At 61.6% G+C, this 18,140-nt stretch carries 11 protein-coding genes; 10 read left to right on the top strand and 1 reads right to left on the bottom strand.

What is annotated here, in order from left to right:
• The first annotated feature begins 91 nt into the window (after nucleotides 1-91).
• The 10 genes from ACOYXG_RS13670 to ACOYXG_RS13625 all read left to right on the top strand — a co-directional run bounded on the left by ACOYXG_RS13670 (nucleotide 92) and on the right by ACOYXG_RS13625 (nucleotide 17,609).
• Complete coding sequence (locus ACOYXG_RS13670; RefSeq protein ID WP_247267436.1) at nucleotides 92-1,555, top strand: serralysin family metalloprotease; 1,464 nt, start codon at nucleotides 92-94, stop codon at nucleotides 1,553-1,555.
• A gap of 92 nt (nucleotides 1,556-1,647) precedes the next feature.
• A complete protein-coding gene (locus ACOYXG_RS13665) occupies nucleotides 1,648-2,070 on the top strand; it encodes an AprI/Inh family metalloprotease inhibitor (protein WP_460358455.1) in 423 nt (140 codons plus the stop codon).
• Nucleotides 2,071-2,242: 172 nt separating this feature from the next.
• Nucleotides 2,243-4,018, top strand: coding sequence for a type I secretion system permease/ATPase (locus ACOYXG_RS13660; RefSeq protein WP_333989703.1), 1,776 nt, complete (start codon nucleotides 2,243-2,245; stop codon nucleotides 4,016-4,018).
• Entirely contained in the window at nucleotides 4,015-5,364 is a 1,350-nt protein-coding gene (locus ACOYXG_RS13655) for an HlyD family type I secretion periplasmic adaptor subunit (protein ID WP_003225006.1), read from the top strand. The genes ACOYXG_RS13660 and ACOYXG_RS13655 overlap by 4 nt, the downstream gene beginning before the upstream one ends.
• Before the next feature lie 2 nt (nucleotides 5,365-5,366).
• Nucleotides 5,367-6,737 (top strand): TolC family outer membrane protein, encoded by a 1,371-nt coding sequence (locus ACOYXG_RS13650; protein WP_027612784.1) that lies wholly within the window; start codon nucleotides 5,367-5,369, stop codon nucleotides 6,735-6,737.
• Between the two features lie 190 nt (nucleotides 6,738-6,927).
• Complete coding sequence (gene eprS / locus ACOYXG_RS13645; protein WP_460352256.1) at nucleotides 6,928-9,879, top strand: autotransporter serine peptidase EprS; 2,952 nt, start codon at nucleotides 6,928-6,930, stop codon at nucleotides 9,877-9,879.
• A gap of 230 nt (nucleotides 9,880-10,109) precedes the next feature.
• Complete coding sequence (locus tag ACOYXG_RS13640) at nucleotides 10,110-13,196, top strand: autotransporter domain-containing protein (protein ID WP_460352254.1); 3,087 nt, start codon at nucleotides 10,110-10,112, stop codon at nucleotides 13,194-13,196.
• Between the two features lie 56 nt (nucleotides 13,197-13,252).
• Nucleotides 13,253-14,941 carry a polyurethane esterase gene (locus tag ACOYXG_RS13635; RefSeq protein ID WP_460352252.1) on the top strand — a complete coding sequence of 563 codons (1,689 nt, stop codon included), beginning with the start codon at nucleotides 13,253-13,255 and terminating at the stop codon, nucleotides 14,939-14,941.
• A gap of 199 nt (nucleotides 14,942-15,140) precedes the next feature.
• A complete protein-coding gene (locus ACOYXG_RS13630) occupies nucleotides 15,141-16,994 on the top strand; it encodes a polyurethane esterase (RefSeq protein WP_460352250.1) in 1,854 nt (617 codons plus the stop codon).
• A gap of 240 nt (nucleotides 16,995-17,234) precedes the next feature.
• Nucleotides 17,235-17,609 carry a hypothetical protein gene (locus tag ACOYXG_RS13625; protein ID WP_097087458.1) on the top strand — a complete coding sequence of 125 codons (375 nt, stop codon included), beginning with the start codon at nucleotides 17,235-17,237 and terminating at the stop codon, nucleotides 17,607-17,609.
• Between the two features lie 119 nt (nucleotides 17,610-17,728).
• On the opposite strand, the gene ACOYXG_RS13620 is transcribed toward ACOYXG_RS13625, so the two are convergent.
• Entirely contained in the window at nucleotides 17,729-17,953 is a 225-nt protein-coding gene (locus ACOYXG_RS13620) for a YgdI/YgdR family lipoprotein (RefSeq protein WP_041064149.1), read from the bottom strand.
• Nucleotides 17,954-18,140: the final 187 nt, after the last annotated feature.

Here is an 18,140-nt window from a genome sequence, read left to right as displayed (position 1 = left end):
CGCCTTCATTGGGCGAGTGATAGGACGATCTCGCCAGGGATCGTCGCTATCTGACAAAAACTGTTCCATTGCTAAACAAGGAAGTGTGTTTATGTCGAAAGTAAAAGCGAACGCTATTGATATCACCGCAGACACATTCGTGCCTGTCGGCGCAGCGCAATCTCTGGCTGCGACCAGCTCTGCCTGGAACCAGATCAATAGCTTCAGCCATCAATACGATCGTGGCGGCAACCTCACGGTCAATGGCAAACCGTCCTTCTCGGTGGATCAAGCCGCCACTCAACTGTTGCGCGACGGTGCCTCCTGGCACGACCTGGACAACAGTGGCAAGATCGAACTGACCTACACCTTTCTGACCGCCAAAACCGCTAACTTCAGCGGCCTGGGCGTCACCGGTTTCAGTCAGTTCAGCTCCCTGCAGAAAGCCCAGGCCGTGCTCGCCATGCAATCCTGGGCGGATGTCGCCAACGTGACGTTCACCGAGTCGGCCCGTGGTGGCGACGGTCACATGACCTTCGGTAACTACAGCGGCGGCCAGGAAGGCGCAGCGGCGTTTGCGTTCCTGCCAGGCACCGAGCCAGGCTATGACGGTCAGTCCTGGTACCTGACCGGCAGTGGCTACGACGTCAACAAAACCCCGGGTCTGAACAATTACGGGCGTCAAACCCTGACCCACGAAATCGGCCACACCCTGGGCCTGTCTCACCCTGGCGACTACAACGCCGGCGAAGGCAATCCGACTTACAAGGATGCTTCCTACGGGCAAGACACCCGCGGTTACAGCCTCATGAGTTACTGGAGCGAAAGCAACACCGCCCAGAACTTCAGCAAAGGTGGTGTGGAAGCCTATGCTTCCGGCCCGCTGATGGACGACATTGCAGCGATCCAGAAGCTGTACGGCGCCAACCTGACTACCCGTACCGGTGACACCACCTACGGCTTCAACTCCAACGCCGGTCGCGATTTCCTCAGCGCCTCGTCGTCGAGCGACAAGCTGGTGTTCTCGGTGTGGGACGCGGGCGGCAAGGACACCTTCGACTTCTCGGGTTTCACCCAGAACCAGAAGATCAACCTCAACGAAGCCTCGTTCTCCGACGTTGGCGGCATGATCGGTAACGTGTCCATCGCCAAGGGCGTGACCATCGAGAACGCCATTGGTGGTTCGGGCAACGACCTGCTGATCGGTAACAGTGCGTCCAACGAGCTGAAGGGCGGTGCCGGCAACGACATCATCTACGGCGCCGGTGGTGCGGACAAACTGTGGGGCGGTTCGGGTTCGGACACTTTCGTGTTCGCCTCCAGCTCCGACTCCAAGCCGGGTGCAATCGATCAGATCCTCGATTTCGTCAGCGGTCTGGACAAAATCGACCTGAGCGCCATCACCAACGGTTCCGGCCTGCACTTTGTCAGCAGCTTCACCGGTTCGGCCGGCGACGCGATCCTGACCTCGTCAGGCGGCAACAGCCTGTTGTCGGTGGACTTCTCCGGGCACGGCGTGGCGGACTTCCAGGTCAGCACCGTGGGCCAGGCAGCGACCAGCGACATCGTGGCGTGATGTGAAACGGGAAGCGGCGCTTGATGCGCCGCTTTCTTTGCTTGCATCGTGTTGATGGCTGGGCAAGGCTAGGTGCTGGAGCGAATTTTCTGATGATCTGTAAAGTTTTTACCTACAAGGCAATGGCGTGGCTTTCGGCGGCGCTGATCATGATTTCTGGAGAAACAACCATGGCAAGCAGCCTCAGACTTGAAGACCCCTCGGTTTTTGCCGGGCAATGGCAGGCGACGTTGAGCACTGGAAATGACGCGCCCGAAGCGCAAAAGCTGCAGGATAAACCGTCGAACACCTGTGCCCTCGAACTGCAAGCCAATCAGACCGTCGGCAAGGGCGCCGAATGCCTTGGTGCATGGCTGGAAGATTCGCCTACCGGCTGGTTTCCGGAACCCGACGGAATTTCGATCACCGGCAAGGAAGGTTCAAGAATCGTGTTTTTCAGCCGACAACGTGACGGGCTCTATTCCAGCACTTTGAAGTCGGGCCTGATTGTTACACTCGTACGCGCGACGAAATAAACGCTCAACTAATCCAGTTCGAATATATGGCAGTGTTTGAACGTTATAAGTGATCGTCGCAGTTGTTGTTGAATGGTAAGCGAGTACTTGCAAAACATCTTTCGCAGGTAGGCGGAACATTAATTGAGCGCTCGTCGAAGTCTGGCGGGATCTATCATTTCAGGAAGAAACAATGAAGATGGCGAAGGCCCCAGCCACCGCTCCCTTGTTCAAGGCTTTGGGCGACTATAAAAGCATTCTGATCAGCGTCGGGTGCTTTACCGCACTGATTAACGTGCTGATGCTGGTGCCCTCCATTTATATGCTGCAGGTCTACGACCGCGTACTGTCTTCGCAGAACGAAACCACCCTGGCGATGCTGTCGTTGATGGTCGTCGGGTTCTTCGCGTTCATCGGCATGCTGGAAGTGGTGCGCAGCTTCATCGTGATCCGCATCGGCAGCCAACTGGAGCGCCGCTTCAACCTGCGGGTGTATCAGGCGGCGTTCGAACGCAACCTGTTCAAGGGCGAGGGCAACGCCGGGCAATCGCTGGGCGACCTGACCCACATTCGCCAATTCGTCACCGGCCCGGCCCTGTTCGCGTTTTTCGACGCGCCGTGGTTTCCGGTCTATCTGTTTGTCATCTACCTGTTCAACGTCTGGCTGGGCGTGCTCGCCACGGCCGGCGCGCTGCTGCTGATTGCGCTGGCCTGCCTCAACGAATACATGACCAAAAAACCGCTGGGCGAAGCCGCCGGTTACTCGCAGAAGTCCAGCCAACTGGCGACCAGCCACCTGCACAACGCCGAAACCATTCAGGCCATGGGCATGCTCGGCGCGTTGCGCAAGCGCTGGTTCGGTGTGCACTCGCGTTTCCTCGGCCTGCAGAATCAGGCCAGCGACACCGGTGCGGTGATCAGCTCGATCAGTAAAACCCTGCGTCTGTGCCTGCAATCGCTGGTGCTGGGCCTCGGTGCGTTACTGGTGATCAAGGGCGACATGACCGCCGGGATGATGATCGCCGGTTCGATCCTGATGGGCCGCGTGCTGAGCCCGATCGACCAGTTGATCGCCGTGTGGAAACAGTGGAGCGGGGCGAAGCTGGCCTATCGTCGTCTGGACTCTTTGCTGCAGGCGTTCCCGCCGAGTGATGACGCCATGGCGCTGCCGGCGCCGAAAGGCCAGATCACCTTCGAGCAAGTCAGTGCCGGCCCTCCCGGGCAGCGCGCGGCAACCCTGCAGATGATCAATTTCAATCTGGGCGCTGGCGAAGTGCTCGGCGTGCTCGGTGCTTCCGGTTCCGGCAAGTCGACCCTGGCCCGAGTGCTGGTCGGCGTGTGGCCGACCCTCGGCGGCACGGTGCGCCTGGACAGTGCCGACATCCATCGCTGGAACCGCGACGAGCTCGGCCCGTACATCGGCTACTTGCCACAAGACATCGAACTGTTCAGCGGCAGCATCGCCGAAAACATTGCCCGTTTCAGCGAAGCCAACCCGGAGAAGGTCGTGGCCGCCGCGCAACAGGCCGGCGTCCACGAGATGATTCTGCGTCTGCCGCAAGGCTATGACACGCAACTGGGCGAGGACGGCAGTGGCCTGTCCGGCGGTCAAAAGCAGCGTGTGGCCCTGGCCCGTGCGATGTATGGCGATCCGAGCCTGGTGGTGCTCGATGAGCCGAACTCCAACCTCGACACTGTTGGTGAAGCCGCGCTGGCCAGCGCCATCGCCCAGCTCAAGGCCAAGGGCACCACCGTAGTGCTGGTGACGCATCGCTCTTCGGTACTGGCTCAGGCGGACAAGCTGCTGGTGCTCAACGATGGCCGCTTGCAGGCGTTCGGCGCCAGTCAGGAAGTGCTCAAGGCGCTGTCCGGCGCTCAGGAACAACAACGGGAAAAATCCGCGCAGGCACCGGGCGGGCTCAGCATGAGCCGGCAGTACCAGCCCTCGACAAGGAATTCGGGTGTATGAGCAGCGCCAGCATGAACACTGAAAACGAAGCCTCCATGGAACACGCGTACGTCACCGAGCGCCCGGAGCGCGATGCGAAATTCTTCGCCCGCATGGGCTGGATTCTGGCCATCGTCGGCGCCGGCAGTTTCTTCACCTGGGCCGCACTGGCGCCGCTGGATCAGGGGATTCCGGTGCAAGGCACCGTGGTGGTCTCGGGCAAGCGCAAGGCTGTGCAGTCGATGAGCAGCGGCGTGGTCAGCCGGATTCTGGTGCGCGAAGGCGAGATCGTGAAGCAGGGTCAACCGTTGTTTCGCCTCGATCAGACCCAGGTCGCGGCCGACGTGCAGTCGCTGCAAGCCCAGTACCGCATGGCCTGGGCCAGCCTCGCACGCTGGCAGGCCGAGCGCGACAACCTCAAAGAGATCACCTTTCCTGCCGAACTGAGTAACGACCCGGATCCGCGTCTGGCGCTGGTTCTTGAAGGCCAGCGTCAACTGTTCAGCAGCCGTCGCGAAGCGTTCTACCGCGAGCAGGCCGGTCTGCGCGCCAGCATTGAAGGCGCCACCGCGCAGCTGGCGGGCATGCGCCGCGCCCGCACCGACCTCAACGCCCAAGCCGATTCGCTGCAACAGCAACTGAGCAACCTGCAGCCACTGGCGGACAACGGCTACATCCCGCGCAACCGTTTGATGGAGTACCAGCGGCAGCTGTCGCAAGTGCAGCAGCAGCTGGCGGAAAACACCGGTGAAAGCGGCCGGGTGGAGCAGGGGATCCTCGAATCGCGCCTGAAGCTGCAACAGCATGGCGAGGAGTACCAGAAGGAAGTACGCACGCAACTGGCCGACGCGCAGCTCAAAAGTGTGACCCTGTCGGAGCAACTGACTTCGGCCGGTTTCGACCTGCAACACAGCGAGATCCTCGCCACCGCCGACGGCGTGGCGGTCAACCTTGGCGTGCACACCGAAGGCGCCGTGGTGCGTCAGGGCGAAACACTGCTGGAGATCGTCCCGCAAGGCACCACCCTGGAAGTCGAGGGGCACTTGCCGATCAACCTGATCGACAAGGTCGGCACGCATCTGCCGGTCGATATCCTGTTCACCGCGTTCAACCAGAGCAAGACCCCGCGTGTACCGGGTGAGGTCAGCCTGATTTCCGCCGACCAGATGGTCGACGAGAAAACCGGCGTGCCGTACTACGTGTTGCGCAGCAGCGTCAGTGATCAGGCGATGGAAAAACTCCATGGCCTGGTGATCAAGCCCGGTATGCCGGCGGAAATGTTCGTGCGCACGGGCGAACGGTCACTGCTCAACTACCTGTTCAAACCATTGCTCGATCGCGCTGGCTCTGCGTTGACTGAAGAATAAGGATGTTCGGCTGTATGAATAAGCTTTCGATGTTGGGAGCAGCGTTCGCGCTGCTCGCAGGAAACAGCGCGCTGGCGGCCATGGGGCCATTCGAAGTCTACGAACAGGCATTGCGCAACGATCCGGTGTTCCTCGGCGCGATCAAGGAGCGTGACGCGGGCCTGGAAAACCGCACCATCGGCCGTGCCGGGCTGTTGCCGAGACTGGGTTACAACTACAACCGGGGTCACAACACCTCGAAGGCCACGCAACTGACCGCTCGCGGCAACCTGACCGAAGACCGCAACTACAACAGCTATGGCTCGACGCTGACCTTGCAGCAACCGTTGCTCGACTACGAAGCCTACGCGGCGTATCGCAAAGGCGTGGCGCAGTCGCTGTTCGCCGACGAAGCGTTTCGCGGCAAGAGTCAGGAGCTGCTGGTACGGGTGCTGGACAACTACACCAAAGCCTTGTTCGCTCAGGATCAGATCGACATCGCCCAGGCCAAAAAGAAGGCTTACGAGCAGCAGTTCCAGCAGAACGAGCACATGTTCAAGCAGGGCGAGGGCACGCGCACCGACATTCTCGAAGCCGAGTCGCGCTATGAACTGGCGACCGCCGAAGAGATCGAGGCGCGCAATGAGCAGGACGCGGCGCTGCGTGAACTGGGGGCGCTGGTCGGCGTGCAGACGGTGGACATCAGCGAGCTGGCGCCACTGGATCAGAATTTCCAGACCTTCGCCTTGATGCCGGCCAACTACGACACCTGGCATGAACTGGCGATCAGCAACAACCCCAATCTGGCGTCGCAACGCCAGGCGGTGGAAGTGGCCAAGTACGAAGTCGAGCGCAACCGCGCCGGGCACCTGCCGAAAGTCAGTGCCTACGCGTCGATCCGCAAGACTGAATCGGACAGCGGCAACACCTATAACCAGCGCTACGACACCAACACCATCGGCTTTGAAGTCAACGTGCCGCTGTATGCCGGTGGCGGGGTATCGGCCTCGACCCGTCAGGCCAGCCGCACCATGGAGCAGGCGGAATACGAACTCGACGGCAAGACCCGCGAGACGCTGATCGAACTGCGCCGCCAGTTCAGCGCCTGCCTGTCGGGCGTCAACAAACTGCGCGCCTACCAGAAGGCCCTGGCCTCGGCTGAAGCGCTGGTGGTGTCGACCAAGCAAAGCATTCTTGGCGGTGAACGGACGAACCTCGATGCGCTGAACGCCGAACAGCAACTGTTTACCACCCGCCGCGATCTGGCGCAGGCGCGCTACGACTACTTGATGGCCTGGACCAAGCTGCATTACTACGCAGGGACGTTGAACGAACAGGATCTGGCGCGGGTGGATGAGGCGTTCGGACAAGGCCCGAAAAGCAACCCGCGTTAATGCTTGGCACCGAACCTGTGGCGAGGGAGCTTGCTCCCGCTTGAGTGCGTAGCGCTCACAAGATTTTGGGCTGCTGCGCAGCCAGCGGGAGCAAGCTCCCTCGCCACAAATAGACTCGCTCGATATTTCAAGAAGTGCTCGCCCGGCGAAACGGGTCATAACAAAAACATAAGAAAAGTGAGTGGTGAACATGGAAGTACGCATCAAGCCGGCAGCGGTCGGCACTCTGTTGCTCGCAGTTTCCATCGCGCAAGCCAATGCGCAGTACCTTGAAACCGGCAAGCCCGGCGATCCCGCCAGTTGGCGCAGCGCCGAATTCCAGCGTGACTGGGGCCTTGCGCGGATGCAGGCGGATCAGGCCTACGCTGCCGGCATCACCGGCAAAGGCGTGAAGATCGGCGCCCTCGACTCCGGCTTCGATGCCGCCCATCCCGAGTTCGCCAGCGACCGCTATCACCCGGTGCTGGCCTTCGGCAGTTACGTCGACGGCTCACTGTTCAACGTCAACGGCACCCTCAACCCCAACAACGATTCCCACGGCACCCACGTGGTCGGCACCATGGGCGCGAGCCGTGACGGCACCGGCATGCACGGGGTGGCGTACAACGCGCAAATCTACGTCGGCAACACCAACAACAACGACAGCTTTCTGTTCGGCCCGAAACCCGATCCGCGCTATTTCAAAGCGGCCTACGACGCTCTGGCCGCTGCCGGCGTACGGGCGATCAACAACAGTTGGGGCAGTCAGCCGCCGGATGTCAGCTATCGCACCCTGGCCGATCTGCATGCCGCTTACGCCCAGCACTGGAATCAGGGCACCTGGCTCGACGCGGCGGCGGATGTCTCGCGCCGTGGCGTGATCAACGTGTTCAGCGCCGGCAACAGCGGCTACCCGAACGCCAGCGTGCGCTCGGCGCTGCCGTACTTTCAGCCGGACCTCGAAGGCCACTGGCTGGCGGTTTCCGGGCTGGATCAGAGCAATCAGCAGAAGTACAACCAGTGCGGCATCGCCAAATACTGGTGCATCACCACGCCGGGGGCGAAGATCGACAGCACCATTCCGGGTGGCGATTATGCGATCAAGTCCGGCACCTCGATGGCCGCGCCGCACGCCACCGGGGCACTGGCGCTGGTGATGGAACGCTACCCGTACATGAATAATCAGCAGGCGCTGGAAGTGCTGCTGACCACCGCCACGCAACTCGACGGCTCGGTTACCGATGCGCCGACCGAGCGGGTCGGCTGGGGCGTGGCCAACCTGAACCGGGCGATGCGCGGGCCGGGGCAGTTGCTTGGCGCGTTCGATGCCAACCTGGCGGCCGGGCAAAGCGATGTGTGGAGCAATGACATCTCCGACAAGGCATTAATTCAGCGCCAGCGCGAAGACCTCGCCGAACACGGCGCCTGGCAGCAGACCTTGCAGGACAAGGGCTGGCAGAACGGTATTCCGGCCGGTGCCACTCAGCAGGATCAGACCGACTACGCGGTCGGTATGGCGCGCGATGCCGCAGCGGCGACGCGGGTCTATCAGGGCAGCCTGATCAAATCCGGGGCAGGGCGCTTGCTGCTGACCGGCGACAACACCTTTCGTGGCCCGACCACGGTCAATGGCGGCTTGTTGAGCGTCAACGGCTCGCTGGCCTCGGCGGTGACCGTCAACGACAGCGGCACCCTCGGCGGTTCCGGGCGGATCGCCTCGTTGCTCGCCAACAGCGGCGGCCGCGTGGCGCCGGGCAATTCCATCGGCACCTTGAACGTGGCCGGTGACGTGACCTTCGCCCCAGGCTCGACCTACGCGGTCGAGCTGTCGCCGACCAGCAGCGACCGCATCGTCGCTGGCGGCAGCGCGAGCATCAGCGGTGCCACGGTCAGCCTGTCGCTGGAAAACAGTCCGACCCTGCTCAGCACCACTGAAACCCGCAGCCTGCTCGGCCATTCGTACGACATTTTGCAAGCGGCCGGTGGTATTCAGGGCCAGTTCGGCGCGGTGCTGCCGGATTACCTGTTCATCGGCGGCAACCTCGACTACACGGCCAACGCCATTCAGCTCGACATTCAGCGCAACGCCACCTCGTTCGCCAGCGTCGGGCAGACCCCGAATCAGCGTGCGGTGGCGGCCGCCATCGAAGGCCTCGGCGCCGGCAATTCGGTGTACGAAAGCCTGCTGCTGTCGGCGTCTGCCGCCTCGGCGCAGCAAGCCTTCCAGCAATTGAGCGGCGAAATCTACCCGGCGCTCGGCTCGATGCTGATCAATGACAGCCGCCAGTTGCGCGACGCGGTCGGCGAACGTCTGCACGATGCCAACGCCACGCAAAGCAATGGCTGGATCAAGGCCCTCGGTGCCTGGGGTTCGACCAACTCCGGTAACGACACCTCGCGCTACAGCACCTCAATCGGTGGTCTCCTCGCCGGTGTTGACGGCGCGCTGGACGAGCAGACGCGCATCGGTCTGGTCACCGGTTACAGCGACAGCTCGCTGAACATGGGCTCGGACACGCATTCGTCGGCGAAGGTCGACAGCTATCACCTCGGCGCTTACGCCGGACATGAAATCGGCGCCTGGCGCCTGAGCACCGGCGCGGCCTACAGCTGGCATCGCGCCGATGTGAAACGCGATCTGCAATACGGCGACGTCAGCGCCAAACAGAAAGCCAAGGTCGATGCGGCCACCACGCAGGTCTTCGGTGAGGCGGCTTACCGGCTGAACCTGCAACCGCTGGCATTGGAGCCGTTCGCCAACCTCGCTTACGTGCATCTGGATACCGAAGGCTTCACCGAAAAGGGCGATGCAGCGGCGCTGAAAAGCTCGGGCGATCAACGCGACGCAGTGCTCAGCACCCTCGGTGTGCGCGCGGTCAAGCGCTTCAACCTGTCGGCCGCGCAGGCGCTGGACCTGAGCGGGCATCTCGGCTGGCAGCACAGCCTCAGCGACATCGAATCTGAACAACATCTGCGTTTCGCCAGCGGTAGCACACCGTACGCGGTCGAGAGTTCGGCACTGGTCCGTGACGCGGCGCTGGTCGGCGTACAAGCCAGCCTGGCATTGAGCAAGGACGTGCGGGTCAACCTCGATTACAACGGACAACTGGCCAACCGCGAGAAGAGCCACGGCGTGGGGCTGAGCCTGAACTGGCAGTTCTGACGGAGGGTGAATACGTCCCCTGTAGGCGCTGTGGGCACATACCTGTGGCGAGGGAGCTTGCTCCCGCTCGGCTGCGCAGCAGTCGTAAATCCGATGAGCCGGGTTCGACTGGAAGAATGCACAGGGCCGCTTCGCGCCCCAGCGGGAGCAAGCTCCCTCGCCACACAAAGCAGCATTCATGAGATTGAAGTAGACGGATTTTTCGCAACAACACTAAGGAAGGTCGCTGGATGAATAACAACAAAACCCCCGCGCAAACGGGCGGTCGCTTCGCCATGAAAACCCTCAATTGCGCCGTGATTTGTGCGCTGACCACCTGGGGCACCGCGCACGCGGCGCCTTACGTGGAAAGCGGCCGCAGCGGCGATCCCGCCAGTTGGCGCAGCGCCGAGTTCCAGGCGGAATGGGGCTTGGGCGCCATTGGCGCGGATCACGCCTACGCCGCCGGTTACACCGGTAAAGGTGTGAAACTGGGGATCTTCGACCAGCCGGTGTATGCCGCGCACCCGGAGTTTTCCGGTGCCAATAAAGTCATCACCCTGGTCACCAGCGGGATCCGCGAATACACCGACCCGTACATCCCGGTCAAAGCCGGCGATGCGTTCCGTTATGACGGTTCGCCCTCGGTCGGTTCCGACGGCAAGCTCGGTGCCCACGGCACCCACGTCGGTGGCATCGCTGCCGGCAGCCGTGACGGCGGGCCGATGCACGGCGTGGCGTTCGGTGCGCAGATCATCAGCGCGGATAACGGTGACCCGGGCCCGGAAGACGGCATCGTCCGTGGCAACGACGGCGCGGTGTACAAGGCCGGTTGGGATGCGCTGATCGCCAGTGGCGCGCGGATCATCAACAACAGCTGGGGCATTGGCATCACTGACCGGTTCGACCTCGGCGGCCGCGACCCGGCGTATCCGCACTTCACCGTCAACGACGCGCAATTGCAGTTCAACGAAATCCGCACGCTGCTCGGCACCAAGCCCGGCGGCGCCTACGACGGCGCCATCGCCGCCGCCCGCAGCGGCATCGTGACGATCTTCGCCGCCGGTAACGATTACAACCTGAACAACCCGGACGCCATCGCCGGCCTCGGCTACTTCGTGCCGGACATCGCGCCGAACTGGATCACCGTCGCCGCGTTGCAGAAGAACCCTGATCTGGCCAGCGCCAATCCGTACATCATGAGTACGTTTTCCTCGCGCTGCGGCTACACCGCGAGCTTCTGCGTCTCGGCGCCGGGCACGCAGATCTACAGCTCGATCATCAGCGGCACCAACGCCGACAACCTGACCACCGGCTACAAGAACTACAACGGCACCTCGATGGCCGCACCGCATGTGGCGGGATCGATGGCGGTGTTGATGGAGCGCTTCCCGTACATGACGGGCGATCAGGTCGCCACGGTGCTGCGTACCACCGCGACCGACCTCGGCGCACCGGGCATCGACGCCTTGTACGGCTGGGGCATGATCAACCTGCGCAAAGGCATCGACGGCCCGGCGATGTTCGTCACCGAGCAGGACATCCCGGAAGAGTTCCGCATCCAGGGTGCCTACGGTTCCGGGCAGTTTGTCGCGGACTTGCCGGGCATCGGCGCGATCATCGACAAGGGCAAACCGACCGAGCGCCTGTGCACCGACATCACTTGTGGCCTCGACACCTGGCGCAACGACATTTCCGGTCACGGCGGCCTGACCAAGCAGGGCATCGGCACGCTGGTGCTGACCGGCAACAACAGCTACAGCGGCCCGACTCTGGTCAATCAGGGGCGTCTGGCGATCAATGGCTCGCTGGCTTCGGCGGTCACGGTCAACGACAGCGGCATCCTCGGCGGTAACGGCCGCATCGGTGCACTGACCGCGAAAAGCGGCGGTACCGTCGCCCCGGGCAATTCGATCGGCACGCTGAACGTCGCCGGTGACGTGACCTTCGAGCGCGGTTCGACCTACGCGGTAGAAGTCTCACCGACCAGCAGCGACCAGATCGTTGCCGGTGGCAAAGCGGTGATTGATGGCGCCACGGTCAGTTTGTCGCTGGAAAACAGCCCGACCTTGCTGACGACGACTGAAGTGAAGAGCCTGCTGGGTTCGCAGTTCAACATCCTGCAAGCGGCCGGTGGCATCCAAGGCCAGTTCGGGCAAGTGCTGCCGAACTACGCGTTCCTCGGCGGCACCCTGGCGTACTCGGCAAACGGCGTGCAATTGGACGTCGGGCGCAACGGCGCGTCGTTCGCCAGTGTCGGCCTGACGCCGAATCAGCGTGCGGTCGGCGCGGCTGCCGAGCGTCTGGGCGCGGGCAATGCGCTGTTCGAAACCCTGCTGCTGTCGCCGAGCGCGGCCTCGGCGCAACAAGCCTTCCAGCAACTCTCCGGCGAGATTCATCCCGCCATTGGGACGATGCTGATCAACGACAGCCGCTACCTGCGTGAAGCGGTGGGCGAGCGTCTGCGTGAGCGCGATCTGTTCAATGCCAACGCACCGACCGACGACCGCAGCAACACCTGGGTCAAGGTGCTGGGTTCGTGGGGCAAGAGCGATGGCGGCCACGAAAACGCCGACTCCAACAGCTCCATTGGCGGCCTGCTGGCCGGTGTCGACGGCCTGATCGCTGAAGATACCCGTCTGGGTTTCGTTACCGGTTATAGCGACAGTTCGTTGAACATGGGCGGCGGTACGCATTCTTCGGCCTCGGTCGACAGCTACCACCTGGGTGCGTACCTGGGGCATCAGATCGATGCGTTGCGTCTGACCGCCGGTGCGGCTTACAGCTGGCATCGCGTGGACGTGAAGCGTGATCTGCAGTTCGCGGGCGTCAATGGCAAAGAGAAAACCAAGCACGATGCGGCGACCACTCAGGTGTTCACCGAAGCGGCTTACGATCTGCGCCTGCAACCGATGAATCTGGAGCCGTTCGCCAACCTGTCGTACGTGCACTTGAACACCGACAGCTTCACCGAGAAGGGTGATGCGGCGGCGCTCAAGAGCTCTGAAGACAACCGCGATGTGGTGCTGTCGACTCTTGGCGTACGCGCCAAGCGCAGCTTCGCGCTGTCGGACAAACATCAGCTGGAACTGGGCGCGACCCTCGGCTGGCAGCACAACCTGAGCAGTGTCGATGCTGACAGCCACCTGGCCTTCGCCAATGGCAACAGCGCGTTCACCGTGCAGAGTGTGTCGATGGATCGTGATGCGGCAGTGGTCGGCGTGCGTGCCGGGCTGGCGCTCAATCGCGATGTCCGGGTCAACCTGGACTACAACGGACTGATCGGTAACAACGAGAAAGACCACGGTGTGGGTCTGACCCTCGACTGGCAGTTCTAAAAGCGTGCCGGCAGTCCCTTGGGGGCTGCCGGTTTTGAAGGAAGAGAGAGCACAACATGGGATTGTTCGATTATAAAAATGCCGACGGCAAAGCGTTGTACAGCGACGCCATCGCGCTGACGCTGTATGCCTACACGCCAACCGGCCAGCCGTTGCCGGCCACCGCCTGGAAACCGCTCAGCGCCACGGCGTTGGGCTATCAGGGCAAGGTCGGCGCGCAAGGCACGTTCTTCGGTGAGAAGGACGGCTTCACCAGCGCCGAGGCTGAAGTGCTCGGCAAGTACGACGCCGGCGGCAAGCTGATCGGCATCGGTGTGGCCTTTCGCGGCACTGGCGGGCTGGGTTACAGCGACACCTTCGGCGACATGAAAAACAACCTGCTGGCCGCCATTGGGCCATCGGATTACGCGAGCAACTACGCGAAAAATGCCTTCGACAACCTGCTCAAGTCCGTTGCCGCGTTTGCCATCGCCAACGGCATCGCCGCCAAGGACGTGTTGTTCAGCGGCCATAGCCTAGGTGGCCTCGGGGTCAACAGCGTGGCCGAGTTGAGCGGCAGCAATTGGGGTGGGTTCTTCAAGGATGCCAACTACATTGCGTTCGCTTCGCCGACCCAGAGCAGCACCGGCAATAACGTGCTGAACATCGGTTACGAAAACGATCCGGTGTTCCGTGCGTTGGACGGCACCACGTTCAGCAGCGGTTCGCTGGGCAAGCACGACGGGCCGCACGAGTCGACCACCGACAACATCGTCAATTTCACTGACAACTATGCGTCCACCGCGCAGAACCTGGTGCCGTTCAGCATCGTCAATCCGCTGAACTGGTCGGCCCACAGCTCGCTCGGGTATGCCGATGGCTTGAACCGGGTGATCGATTCGAAGTTCTACAACCTCACGCACAAGGACTCGACCCTCATCGTCTCCAACCTTGAGGAATCGTCCCGGGGCAAGACCTGGGTCGAGGATCTGGGGCGCAGCGGCGAGCCGCACACCGGCAGCACCTTCATCATCGGTACGCAGAGCAACGACTGGCTCAAGGGCGGGGCGGGTAACGACTTCCTCGAAGGCCTGGGCGGCGATGACCGCTTCCGCGATGACGGTGGTTTCAACATCCTCCTCGGTGGTCAGGGCCACAACACCTTCGAGTTGCAGAAACCGCTGCAGAACTTCAGTTTCGCCAACGACGGAGACGGCACGCTATACGTGCGCGACGCCTACGGCGGCATCAGCATGACCCGCGACATCGGCGCGCTGGTGAGCAAGGAGTCGGGTTCGTGGTGGGGCAGCAAGGAAATCACCTGGGGCGTCACGGCCAAGGGTTTGACCAATGGCAGCGAACTGACCCAGTACACCCATTCGCTCAACGGCGATGCGTATGGCAACGCGCTGCACGCCAGCGCCGACGGTGACTGGCTGTTCGGGCTGGGTGGCGATGACAAGCTGATCAGCGACAAGGGCCACGTGACCTTCGTCGGCGGCACCGGCAACGACGTGATGACGGCGGTGGGTGGCAACAACACCTTCCTGTTCAGCGGCGCGTTCGGTTTCGACGCGATCAACGGCTACCAGGGCAGCCACAAACTGGTGTTCATGGGCGTCGAAGGCGCGGGGCAGGGCTACGACTACAAGCAGCATGCTGTGCAGTCGGGGGCCGATACCGTGCTGAAGATTGGCGAATATGCCGTGACCCTGGTCGGGGTGGGAGTGGCTAACCTGTCGGACTCCAGTTTCATGTTCGCGTAGATCCAATGTGGGAGCGAGCCTGCTCGCGAATGCGTAGTGTCAGTTGAAGTATTCGTACCTGACACACCGCCTTCGCGAGCAGGCTCGCTCCCACAGTAAACAGCAACAAGTAGTACTGAAATGCTCCGGGGCGTGCCCGTGAGGGGCGCCCTGGCTGTGAGCTATCTCTGACAATTCCAACAAAAGAGAGGCAATAGCAATGGGTGTGTATGACTACAAGAACTTCGGCACAGCCGATTCCAAGGCGCTGTTCAGCGATGCCATGGCGATCACGCTGTATTCCTATCACAACCTCGATAACGGCTTTGCCGCCGGTTATCAGCACAACGGCTTCGGTCTCGGCCTGCCCGCCACGCTGGTCACCGCGCTGCTCGGCGGTACTGATTCGCAAGGGGTGATTCCCGGTATTCCGTGGAATCCCGACTCGGAAAAACTCGCCTTCGACGCCGTGAAAAAGGCTGGCTGGACACCAATCACCGCCTCGCAACTGGGCTACGACGGCAAGACCGACGCGCGCGGAACCTTCTTCGGTGAGAAGGCCGGTTACACCACCGCTCAGGTGGAAATCCTCGGCAAGTACGACGCCCAGGGCCATCTCACCGAAATCGGTATCGCCTTTCGCGGCACCAGCGGGCCGCGGGAAAACCTGATCCTCGATTCCATCGGCGACGTGATCAACGATCTGCTGGCAGCGTTCGGTCCCAAGGACTACGCCAAGAATTACGTCGGCGAAGCGTTCGGCAATCTACTCAATGACGTGGTGGCGTTCGCCAAGGCCAATGGCCTCAGCGGCAAAGACGTGCTGGTCAGCGGCCACAGCCTCGGCGGGCTGGCGGTCAACAGCATGGCTGACCTGAGTGGCGGCAAGTGGGGCGGGTTCTTCGCCGATTCCAACTACATCGCCTACGCCTCGCCGACCCAGAGCAGCACCGACAAGGTGCTCAACGTCGGTTACGAAAACGATCCGGTGTTCCGCGCCCTCGACGGCTCGACCTTCACCGGCGCCTCGGTCGGCGTGCACGACGCGCCCAAGGAATCGGCCACCGACAACATCGTCAGCTTCAACGATCACTACGCCTCGACCGCGTGGAATCTGCTGCCGTTCTCTATCCTCAACATCCCGACCTGGATCTCGCACCTGCCGACCGCTTACGGCGACGGCATGAACCGCATTATCGAGTCGAAGTTCTACGACCTGACCAGCAAGGACTCGACGATCATCGTCGCCAACCTGTCGGACCCGGCGCGGGCCAACACCTGGGTGCAGGACCTCAACCGCAACGCCGAAACCCACAAGGGCAGCACCTTCATCTTCGGCAGCGACAGTAACGACCTGATCCAGGGCGGCAGCGGCAATGACTATCTGGAAGGTCGCGCCGGCAACGACACGTTCCGTGACGGTGGCGGCTACAACGTGATTCTCGGTGGCGCCGGCAACAACACCCTCGACTTGCAGAAATCGGTGAACACTTTCGACTTCGCCAACGATGGCGCCGGCAATCTGTACGTGCGCGATGCCAACGGTGGGATCAGCATCACCCGCGACATCGGCAGCATCGTCACCAAGGAGCCAGGTTTTCTCTGGGGGCTGTTCAAGGACGACGTGACCCACAGCGTCACGGCTAGCGGCTTGAAGGTTGGCAACAATGTCACGGCCTATGAATCGAGCGTGAAGGGCAGCAGCGGCGCCGACACGCTCAAGGCAAATGCCAGCGGTGACTGGTTGTTTGGTCTGGATGGCAACGATCATTTGATTGGCGGCGTCGGCAACGACGTGTTTGTCGGTGGCGCCGGCAATGACCTGATGGAGTCTGGGGGCGGGGCGGATACGTTCCTGTTCAATGGCGCGTTCGGTCAGGATCGGGTGGTTGGCTTTACGGCCAATGACAAACTGGTGTTCCTTGGCGTGCAGGGTGTGTTGCCTAATGATGACTTCCGCGCGCATGCCTCGATAGTGGGGCAGGACACGGTGCTGAAGTTTGGCGCTGACTCGGTGACGCTGGTCGGGGTGGCGCTGAATAGCCTCAGTGCCGATGGAATTGTGATCGCCTGAGGTTGATAGGGCGCCGGTAAGGGCCTCTTCGCGAGCAGGCTCGCTCCCACATGGGGCTATGTGATCGACACAGGTCCAGTGTGGGAGCGAGCCTGCTCGCGAAGGATTCAGCTCGGTATCAAAAGTGACTCAACAGCCACACCCTGACTCAAAAGCTCTGCAAACAGCAGAAGCGGCCTAAAGCCAGCACGTGCACACACGTTCTATAGCCAGCCGCCATTGAGTACAGGAGATGCACACGTGAAAAGGTTCAAGGGGTATGTCGGGATTGTCGGACTGGCGCTGTTATCGGCCAATGCCTGGGCCGATCTGCCTCAAACCTCGATTCTGAGCCGCTACGGCATCAGCAGTGACCAATTGCCGAAACCGGCGAAGACCGAAGCAGCCGAGCCGGTCGAAGAGAAAAGCCTGTTTCAGATTCAGCCCGAACAGCCCTTCGTGACGTTTCGGCGCGGTGATGACAAACAGGCACAAGCCACCGGTAACCTGAGCATCGACCGCATGACCCAACAGGATCTGGAGCGCTGCCGGCGTCTGCAAGCCGAGCTGGCGCGGCGCGGTGAGCAGTATTTCAGCTGTGATCACAGCATTATGGGTTTGCCTGCTTTCGAATAACCCAGGCGGTAACACTTCCCCTGTAGGAGCTGCCGCAGGCTGCGATCTTTTGATCTTGTTTTTAAAATCAAAATCAAAAGATCGCAGCCTGCGGCAGCTCCTACAGGTAAAACGGGGTGTCAGTCTTCCTTGCGTACGGTCGCGACCTCATCGGAGCGGACTTTCACCTTGGTCCCGGAAATATCCTCGAATTCATAGAACCCGTCCTTGTTCTTGGTTTTCGGCATGTCCTTGGTCAAATACTGAGTACCGTTCTGCAAGGTCACCACGGTTGGTGTCGAGCAGCCGCCCAATGCCAGGAAGGCTGCTACCGCCAGGGGAAGACCCAGAGTCTTGATGTTCATACCCACCTCAAATACCTCATTCCATATCAATTGACCGACTTCGGTCTCTAACGCGGTTGGTGCGATCGAACCGGGAAAAGTTCGATGGCACCCTGAAAAAATCCCGATTGCCGCTGCCACTGATCTTTTTCCGTTTGCAGGAGACAGGGCAGAGCTGGTATCTGTACGCATAACCAGTATTCGCTCG

This window comes from Pseudomonas sp. G3-39 (assembly GCF_054790485.1).
This window is presented reverse-complemented; position numbering and strand designations above follow the sequence as displayed.

Coding starts and splice junctions, on each gene's coding strand:
- ACOYXG_RS13670 (WP_247267436.1), top strand. CDS start 92: ATGTCGAAAGTAAAAGCGAACGCTATTGATATCACCGCAGACACATTC.
- ACOYXG_RS13620 (WP_041064149.1), bottom strand. CDS start 17,953: ATGAACATCAAGACTCTGGGTCTTCCCCTGGCGGTAGCAGCCTTCCTG.
- ACOYXG_RS13650 (WP_027612784.1), top strand. CDS start 5,367: ATGTTCGGCTGTATGAATAAGCTTTCGATGTTGGGAGCAGCGTTCGCG.
- eprS (WP_460352256.1), top strand. CDS start 6,928: ATGGAAGTACGCATCAAGCCGGCAGCGGTCGGCACTCTGTTGCTCGCA.
- ACOYXG_RS13640 (WP_460352254.1), top strand. CDS start 10,110: ATGAATAACAACAAAACCCCCGCGCAAACGGGCGGTCGCTTCGCCATG.
- ACOYXG_RS13635 (WP_460352252.1), top strand. CDS start 13,253: ATGGGATTGTTCGATTATAAAAATGCCGACGGCAAAGCGTTGTACAGC.
- ACOYXG_RS13655 (WP_003225006.1), top strand. CDS start 4,015: ATGAGCAGCGCCAGCATGAACACTGAAAACGAAGCCTCCATGGAACAC.
- ACOYXG_RS13630 (WP_460352250.1), top strand. CDS start 15,141: ATGGGTGTGTATGACTACAAGAACTTCGGCACAGCCGATTCCAAGGCG.
- ACOYXG_RS13665 (WP_460358455.1), top strand. CDS start 1,648: ATGATCTGTAAAGTTTTTACCTACAAGGCAATGGCGTGGCTTTCGGCG.
- ACOYXG_RS13660 (WP_333989703.1), top strand. CDS start 2,243: ATGAAGATGGCGAAGGCCCCAGCCACCGCTCCCTTGTTCAAGGCTTTG.